The organism is Alienimonas chondri, assembly GCF_013036045.1.
GTDB classification, from domain to species: Bacteria; Planctomycetota; Planctomycetia; order Planctomycetales; family Planctomycetaceae; genus Alienimonas; species Alienimonas chondri.
The window spans coordinates 1-7,975 of sequence record NZ_WTPX01000183.1; the positions used below are offsets into that span (position 1 = coordinate 1).

A 7,975-nucleotide genomic window follows, 5' to 3' on the forward strand; every position below is an offset into this window, starting at 1 on the left:
GTGCGAACGAAACGGCGGCGGATCGAACGCCGGCATGCCCGAGGCCGGACCTCCCCGGCGATCCGTTCCGTCACGCCGCCTCGGGCATGCCGGCGTTCGATCCGCCGCCGTTTCGTTCGCACCGCCTGCTGCGCGGCGGGCACGCCCAAACCCTCGCCGCGGTGTATTGGCCGGGGACCGGCCCGTACCTCGCCCCCCTGCCCGGCGTGGTCGCCAGCCGGCATCGCGTCGATTTGGGCGACGGCGACGCCCTGGCGCTGCACGACCTGAAACCGCGCGGCTGGACCCTCGGCGATCCCGTCGCCCTGCTGGTGCACGGGCTGGGCGGATCGGCGGACAGCCCGTACATGGTGCGCATCGCCGCCAAGCTGGCGGCTCGCGGCGTGCGGGCCTTCCGCATGGACCATCGCACCTGCGGCGCCGGGGCGGACCTCTCCCGGCAGCCGTATCACGCCGGCCTGAGCGGCGACGTGCGAGCGTCGGCGTGGTTCCTGTGCGGCCCCGGCGGACTGTGCCCCGGCTCCCCGCTGGGCATCGCGGGGTTCTCGATGGGCGGGAACATGGTGCTCAAAGCCCTCGGCGAGCACGGCGCCGGCCCGTCGCACGACGCCCCGGGCGAGGGAACTCCGGGCGACGAGCGGCTGGACGGCGATTCCCGCATCGCCTCCCCGTACGCCCTGCATCCCGGAGCGCTGCCGGACGTGCCGCTGCGGGGCGTCGCCTTGAACCCCGCCGCGGACCTCGCCGCCTGCTGCGACTCGCTCACCGGGCCGGTGCAGCGGTTCTACGATCGGCACTTCGCCAAGCACCTGACCCGACATGTGACGAACACGCCGACGATCTGTTCGCGTCAGGTGCGGGCGTTGCAGCAGGCCCGGCCGCGTCGCATGCGCGACTTCGACGCTGCCCTCACCGTGCCCGGTTGGCGGTATGAATCGGTCGATCACTACTACGCCCGGGAAAGCGCCGCCCCGCTGGTCCGCCAGATCACGGCGCCGACCCTCATCCTCACGTCCGAAGATGACCCGCTGGTGCCCGCCGAGGTCGTCCGCGGTTTGAAGCCCGGCCCCGGCGTGCGGATGCACGTTTGCGAGGGCGGCGGCCACCTCGGGTACATCGCCCGCAAGCCCCCCGGCGATCACCCGGACCCGGATCGCCGCTGGAGCGACTGGCGGGTGATCGACTGGCTGACCGCCCCCGCCGAGGCGCCGGTCCCCACTCCGCCCCCCACCGACGGCCCAGCCACGGCGGACTCCCGCCGGGAGTCCGAGAGAGTCAACGGAGAGTCCGGCGCTCCCGGCTCCTTCGTCTCGACTCCCCGCTGACTCCGCTCATGCCTTCCTTCGCTCTGCTGGCGCTCACGATCTTCGCCGGCGCCGCCCCGCTCGAATCGCCCGCCATGCTGCCGGAGTTGCAGACCTACGTCCTCGCCCGGACGGAGGAATTCGACCAGATCCCTGCCGCCCGCAAGGCGGAACTGGAGCGGCTCACAAGGTACGTCGCGGAGAAGCGAGCGGCCGGGGAGCCGGTGCGGCTGACGTTCATCTGCACCCATAACTCCCGCCGCAGCCATCTGGGGCAGCTCTGGGCCGCGGTCGCCGCGACGCATTACAGGGTGAGCGGCGTGGAGACCTTCTCCGGCGGCACGGAGGCGACGGCCTTCAACCCCCGCGCCGTCGCCGCCCTCCAACGGGCCGGCGTGCAGATCGAATCCGACGACGCCGAGACGAACCCGCGTTATACGGCGACCTATTCCGACTCGACCCCGGCCGCAGTGCACTTCTCCAAGAAGTACGACACCCCGCCGAACCCCACGGCGGACTTCGCCGCAATTATGGTCTGCACCGACGCCGACGAGGCCTGCCCGGTCGTCGCCGGCGCCGCTTTCCGCCTCGCCCTGCCCTACGAAGACCCCAAGGTCGCCGACGACACCCCCCAGGAAGCGACCCGCTACGACGAACGCACCGCCCAAATCGGGCGAGAGTTGTTGTACGCGTTTTCCAAGGTGCGGTTAGTCAAACCATAACCTTCCCCCCGCCGCGATCACGACGGCGCCCGAGAACGACGCCGTCCCCGATCGGACTCCCGCCTTGCAGATCGACTTCACGCAGTCCAAGGCGCCGATCGACGTTTTGAATCTATCGGAATGGACGCCGGCCCCGGGACCGGAGATGACGGAGGAGGAGGCTGCCCTCATTGGGATTGACCTTGAGCGACTGGATCGCGAATACGCGATCGGCCCCCGCAGCGTGGATCTGCAATTCACGGATCGGTACCGACTTCGCTTCGATGCGGCCTCGGTCGTCGCCGACGTGCGAGGGCGAGACCGATCGCTCCGCTCGATCCGGGTTCGTAGCGAGCCGCTCTCCGCCGAAGAGCTGTTTAAAGCGATCCTGCCCGTCGTTCGGGAATGGGGCTTACACGCGTTCGAAGGCATGGAAGAGGACGTGCTCGCGCCGGGCGAATCGTTTGAAGAAGAGGAAGACTGGCTCGATGAGGACCTGCCGGAACCGACGAAGATCGACGGTGCAACGGCGCTCGATCAGTGGCGACAGGCGCCGCCCGATCTCCTCCCTTCGTTTCTGGCTCAAACCGATCCCGACCCGGCCGGTGGAATTGCATTCCTGCGCGTCGTGATTAATCCTGCATTGGAGAGCGATTCGCGATTTATCGCCTCGATTCAAGTGTTCTGGCAAGGTTCGACCGCCGTTGAAGACGCGGCGCCCCGGAATTGAGGATCACCTCAACACGCGACGACAAAAGCGAATCCAGATCAGCCGCTATCGCAGGCTGATTTTCAGGCCCATCGCTTTCATCTCCAGCAGCGCCTCGGCGTTGCCGCGGGCGTCGTCGACGGGGTGGTGCGTGTGCTTCGTGCGGCGGAGATGCTTGAAGCTCACGAACGTGTCCTTCTCCATCCCTTTATAAAGCGACCCGAGATTGGTCGAACTGAAGCCGAAGGGGTTCGAGCCGAGGAAGTGGTGGAAATACCAATTCACGAACTGCCAATCGAACCCGTTGTTGTCCGAAACGAACAACAGCCGCCCCTTCGAGTTCGCCTTCAACCAGTCACGGAATTGTTCCATCACGCTCTTCGGATCGTCGAACGCCTCGCACTCCTCGCGTGAGAACCCGCTGACGGCCAGCGCCTGCGGGACGAATTGATCCGAGATCGGCCGAAGTTTGCCGTAGAAGGTGCGGTTCAGGTCCGGTTCGACGATCACCGCCCCGAAGCAGACCATCGAATAATCGCCGGGGATCGGACCGTCGGCTTCGATGTCGACCATGACGTACGGCATCGTCGTTTCCTGCGTGGCGGGCGATGGGGGCGGCGCCGGCCGCCCGGGCCTCTCAAGGTAACGGCCCGAACCAGTTCCCGCCCGCGCCTGTTCGGCCGGATGGCCGAGGTCGCCCCGGGTCGGCGAAACGCCAAGCCGCCGCGGCGTCCGACCGTCTCACGGACGCCCCGGAGCCGCTTTATGCATTCGCGTCGCCCCGGTAGGCTCTCCGTGACGCAAACGGCTTCTCAAAACACCACACACCACGCACGAGGCGCTCCCATGTACGACATGAAACATATGCGCGATCTGGCGAAGTACGCCGACCTCGCCCCGGACGCCTGGGAGGCGTTCAAAGCGTTCGACAAAGCCGCCCTCGGCGAAGGCAAGGTGCCGGCGAAGACCAAGGAACTGATCGCCGTCGCGGTCGCGTTGACCACGCAGTGCGCCTACTGCATCGAGATCCACACCAAACGGGCGAAAGCGGCCGGCAATACCGACGAGGAAATCGCCGAGACCGTGATGGTCGCCGCCGCCCTCCGCGCCGGCGGCGCCGTCACCCACGGCACGCACTGCATGGATCATTAAGGAAGGGCGTCAATACGAGCCCGACGCGCAAGCGTCGGCCGTGCGGGGTTTCGATCACCTGTGCGGGACGATTCCGTCGGTTAGGCCGACGGCCGACGCTTGCGCGTCGGGCTGGTATTGCAACAAATCATAATCAGAGCGCCTACATTAGCGGGCGCCCCCTTCCCATCGCTCCCCAGCCGCGCAAGCATGGCCGGCACCTGAATCCCCGATTGAAACCGGCCTCCCATGACCCGCCCCACGACGCCCCGGTCGCTCTTTCTCCTGCTCGCGACGCTGGCCGCGGCGATCTTTTTGTCCGAGTCGGCGCTCGCCGATGAAGAGGAAACGGGGGCTGCCGCGGCGGGCGAGCCGTACGACGTGCTGTTTTTGATCTCGGACGATCTGACGGCCGGGGCGCTCTCCTGTTACGGCAACACCGTCTGCGAGACGCCGAATATCGACGCCCTCGCCGCGGAGGGCACGCGGTTCACCCGGGCGTATTGTCAGGCGACGTATTGCGGGCCGTCGCGGGCCTCGATGCTGAGCGGCTATTACCCCCACGCCACGGGAGTCTTCGGCTACGTCAGCCCCCGCCCGCAGATCGGCGATCGGGAGACCTGGCCGGAGTTCTATAAGAACCGCGGGTACGATTCCAAACGCGTCAGCAAGATCTTTCATATGGGCGTGCCGGGCGGGGTCGAGGCGAAAGCCGGGGTGACCGATCCCCGCGCCTACGACGGCGCCGACGACGCCCAAAGCTGGACCGCTCGCTTTAATAGCCCCGGCCCGGAATGGCGGGCCGCCGGCGACGGCGAGACGCTCGAAGGCAACCCGAACGGCAAACGCCCCGTGGTCGGCGGGAACACCTTCGTGGTCGTCGAGGCGGACGCCGGCGACGAGGCCCACTCGGTCGGCATGACGGCCGCCAAAGCGGTCGAATTATTGAAGGAGCCGCGCGACGCGCCGCTGTGGCTGGGCGTCGGCTTCGTGCGGCCGCACGTGCCGTTCGTCGCTCCCCGCCCGTACTTCGAGCCGTTCCTGCCCTACGAAAACCTCGCCCTGCCGGAGCGGTTGGAGAACGACTGGGACGACATCCCCAAGCCCGGCATCAACTATAAGACGAGCGTCAATATGAAGATGGATCTCCGCCGCCAGCGGAAAGCCCTCGGCGGGTACTACGCCTCGGTCGCCTTTATGGACGTCCAGGTCGGCAAGGTGATGCGGGCGCTGGAGGAATCCGGCCGGCGAGACCGCACGATCGTGATCTTCACCAGCGACCACGGCTATCACCTCGGCGAGCACGACTTCTGGGCGAAGGTCAGCCTGCATGAAGAATCCGCCCGCGTGCCGCTGATCGTCAGCGTGCCCGGCAAGGCGCCGGCGGTCTGCGAGAGCTTCGTGGAACTCATCGATCTGTTCCCCACCACGCTGAGCCTCTGCGGGTTCGAGCCGCCGGCCCGGTTGCAGGGGAAGGACCTCTCCCCGCTGCTGGACGATCCGCACGCCGAGGTGCGCGAGCGGGCCTTCTGCGTGGCGCCGATGCGGCGGGGATTTCTGCTCCGTGACGACCGGTTCGCGTTCATTCAATACGACGAAGACGCCGGCGGCGGCTTGGAATTGTTCGATATGCACGCGGACCCGCAGCAATTTCACAACCTCGCCGACCGCCCCGCGTTCGCGGAGACGGTCGCCCGCTACCGCGGCCTGCTGACGGACCGACTGGCCGAGATCCGCGACAACGATCTCCCCGACTGATGCCCTGTTCACTCCCCGCCGTGTGGGTGCGTTGGAACGCGGCGTGCAGGTACAACGGGGCGTGCCCCGCGCCCCGTCGGCCGCGTGCTGTCGGCTTCGCCGCGTCGAACGAAAGCCCTGCCCCGTGCTCTGTATCGCCGTCACGCCGACCAGCCGGACGCTGGCGAAGGTCGATCTGCTCAACGCCGCTCGCCGGGCGGACTTGGTGGAATTGTGCCTCGACCACCTCACCAAAGACCCGGACGTCGGCGATCTGCTCGCGGCCTGTCCCAAGCCGGTGATCGTCTCCTGTCGCAGCACGCAGTACGGGGGGAAGTACGACGGCGGGGAGACGCACCGCCTGGGCCTGCTGCGGCAGGCGATCATCGCGGGTCCGGCCTATGTCGAACTGGACCCCGACGCCGCCGAGGCGCTGCCGCGATTCGGCGAGACGAAGCGCCTCGTCGCCTTTCACAGTCCGAACAAACCGCTCAAGAAGATCGCCGCGACGGTGGATCGAGCCGTGAAAGAACTGCACGCCGACGCGGTGAAGTTCACCTGGCCGACGCCCGATCTCGCCGCGGCGTGGCCGTTGATCTACGCCGTCTCGCAGAAGCTGTCCGTGCCGGTCGTCGGCCAGGGCATCGGCGGGGGCGGGCTGACGTTCAGCTTACTGGCCCGCATGCTGGGTTCGCCTTGGATCTACGCGGCGCTGGAACAGGGGATGGAGGACGTCGAAGGCCAGCCGACCGTCGAGGCGCTGGAGAGCGTCTACGACGCCCGCGCGATCGATAAGAAGACCCGGTTCGTCGCCTTCGCCGGCTTCCCCGATCGGGGCGCTACGAACGGCGATCAAGGTTCGGCCTGCCGCAGCTGGAACGCCGCGGCGACCGCGGCCGGCGTCCCGCAGCGGGCGTTGCCGTTGGAGGTGGGCAAATTCGATCATCTGCCGGACATGCTGCGGATCCTCAAAATCCGAGTGGCGGCGCTGGGGCCGGCGTTATCGGCGGAGGCGGCGAAGGAGTGGTCGCAATTCGCTCCGCTGTCGCTGGACGACGCCGACGGCCGGGCCGTGCCCACCGTGGCGATGCAGGCCAAAGACGGTTGGCGGGGCCGGGTGTCGTCCCGCGCCGCGCTGATCCATGCCCTGACGGCGACCTGCGGCGGGAGCCTGGAGCGCCGACAGATCACGCTGCTGGGCGCCGGGATCGGCACGGAGGCGCTGGCCCGAATGCTAATGGACCGGGGGGCGACCCTGGCGATCGCGGACCCGGACGACGCCGCGGCGGCGACGACGGCCCAGCGACTGAACGCGCGGGCGTTGCAGTGGCGAGCCGTGTATTCGACCCACACGGACGTGTTGATTCGCGGCGAGCGGGGCGCGAACGCGCCGGCCCCGGTGCCGCTGGGGGAAGGTCCGAAGGCCTACAACCACGCCGGCCTGGAGCCGCGCCTGACGGTTGCGGACGCCACGGCGATCTGGGCGGAGACCGACTTCCTCGCCGCCGCCCGCACGCACGCCTGCACGATCACCGAGCCGTCCGCCGTCGCCGCCGCCGTGCTCTCCCGGCTGTTTGAAAAGGTGACCGGGGAAGCGTGGCCAGGGGGCGAGTGAAAGGCGTTGCAATGACCGCGGAGACGAATGCAAAAGACGGGTCTACATCGCAATGCGTGAGTCGAGACGCTTTCGCCATCCCGGCACAGCAGGGGTTGCGGTCACGGGGAGGTGACGGCTTCGGCGGCAAGACCGGCGTCAGGGGAACGAACGTCCGCCCGATCCAACACGGACCGGAAGAACTCGCGGTCTCCCGGGAGATCCCAGTATTGAACGTCTTGGAGCAGCCTACGCGAAAACTCCGCCGGCAGGGCCGGTTCTTCTTTCGCAAGGGCGAAGACCCGCGCGGATTCATTCGGGCCGTACCAGTCGGACTCCGAGGCGAGATACCACGTCCCGTTCCAGCACGGGGCTGCACAATAAATCAGACCCCACCAACGATGCTTATGGAACCTCGACGCCGACATCCGCGGGTGAAGGCAGGGAACCCCGAGGTCCCTCGCGACCTTTTGCAGGAGATATTCTTCGTCTATAAAACGTTCCTGAATCGGAACAGCGAACACGCGGTACTGGACGACATCCCGGTGCAGCCCGCAGTCCGGGCAGTCTTCCATAAACCACGACCAGTCGACGGCGACCATCCAGAGCCCCGCGGCGAACGCCGCCAGAATCCCCCCGCGGACCCACCGTCGTCGCAACAGTTCGCGGGCGTCAATCATGCGCGCTACGTTTGGGAGAAGGTGGGCGGGGAGAAAATGCAGCGACGGAGCCACAGCGCCCACCCACCCTCGACGCCCGCGAACTGTTGCGACGACGGTGGGTCCGCGGGGGGATTCTG

General features: G+C 67.6%; 8 protein-coding genes. 6 read left to right on the forward strand and 2 right to left on the reverse strand.

Going from position 1 to position 7,975, the window contains the following annotated elements; genetic code table 11:
- From LzC2_RS18860 to LzC2_RS18870, 3 genes are all read left to right on the forward strand, one after another.
- Positions 1 to 1,325: YheT family hydrolase (locus LzC2_RS18860; RefSeq protein WP_206678798.1), on the forward strand; the 1,325-nt coding region annotated here is incomplete at its 5' end.
- A gap of 8 nt (positions 1,326 to 1,333) precedes the next feature.
- Positions 1,334 to 2,026, forward strand: a complete 693-nt coding sequence (locus tag LzC2_RS18865) for a low molecular weight phosphatase family protein (RefSeq protein ID WP_206678799.1) — start codon at positions 1,334 to 1,336, stop codon at positions 2,024 to 2,026.
- 64 nt (positions 2,027 to 2,090) lie between these two features.
- Positions 2,091 to 2,735, forward strand: a complete 645-nt coding sequence (locus LzC2_RS18870) for a hypothetical protein (RefSeq protein ID WP_171189583.1) — start codon at positions 2,091 to 2,093, stop codon at positions 2,733 to 2,735.
- Positions 2,736 to 2,780: 45 nt separating this feature from the next.
- Here LzC2_RS18870 and LzC2_RS18875 read toward each other — a convergent pair whose 3' ends face one another.
- Positions 2,781 to 3,299, reverse strand: a complete 519-nt coding sequence (locus LzC2_RS18875) for an exonuclease domain-containing protein (RefSeq protein ID WP_171189584.1) — start codon at positions 3,297 to 3,299, stop codon at positions 2,781 to 2,783.
- A 261-nt stretch (positions 3,300 to 3,560) separates the two neighbouring features.
- Here LzC2_RS18875 and LzC2_RS18880 point away from each other — a divergent pair, with 261 nt between their 5' ends.
- From LzC2_RS18880 to LzC2_RS18890, 3 genes are all read left to right on the forward strand, one after another.
- Positions 3,561 to 3,866 carry a carboxymuconolactone decarboxylase family protein gene (locus tag LzC2_RS18880; RefSeq protein WP_171189585.1) on the forward strand — a complete coding sequence of 102 codons (306 nt, stop codon included), beginning with the start codon at positions 3,561 to 3,563 and terminating at the stop codon, positions 3,864 to 3,866.
- A gap of 228 nt (positions 3,867 to 4,094) precedes the next feature.
- Complete coding sequence (locus LzC2_RS18885; protein ID WP_171189586.1) at positions 4,095 to 5,603, forward strand: sulfatase; 1,509 nt, start codon at positions 4,095 to 4,097, stop codon at positions 5,601 to 5,603.
- A 124-nt stretch (positions 5,604 to 5,727) separates the two neighbouring features.
- A complete protein-coding gene (locus LzC2_RS18890) occupies positions 5,728 to 7,197 on the forward strand; it encodes a type I 3-dehydroquinate dehydratase (RefSeq protein WP_171189587.1) in 1,470 nt (489 codons plus the stop codon).
- A gap of 101 nt (positions 7,198 to 7,298) precedes the next feature.
- Here LzC2_RS18890 and LzC2_RS18895 read toward each other — a convergent pair whose 3' ends face one another.
- Complete coding sequence (locus LzC2_RS18895; protein ID WP_171189588.1) at positions 7,299 to 7,856, reverse strand: hypothetical protein; 558 nt, start codon at positions 7,854 to 7,856, stop codon at positions 7,299 to 7,301.
- Positions 7,857 to 7,975: the final 119 nt, after the last annotated feature.

Excerpts from the sequence above, each read along its gene's own strand:
- LzC2_RS18875 (WP_171189584.1), bottom strand. The coding sequence starts at position 3,299 with ATGCCGTACGTCATGGTCGACATCGAAGCCGACGGTCCGATCCCCGGC.
- LzC2_RS18880 (WP_171189585.1), top strand. The coding sequence starts at position 3,561 with ATGTACGACATGAAACATATGCGCGATCTGGCGAAGTACGCCGACCTC.
- LzC2_RS18885 (WP_171189586.1), top strand. The coding sequence starts at position 4,095 with ATGACCCGCCCCACGACGCCCCGGTCGCTCTTTCTCCTGCTCGCGACG.
- LzC2_RS18865 (WP_206678799.1), top strand. The coding sequence starts at position 1,334 with ATGCCTTCCTTCGCTCTGCTGGCGCTCACGATCTTCGCCGGCGCCGCC.
- LzC2_RS18895 (WP_171189588.1), bottom strand. The coding sequence starts at position 7,856 with ATGATTGACGCCCGCGAACTGTTGCGACGACGGTGGGTCCGCGGGGGG.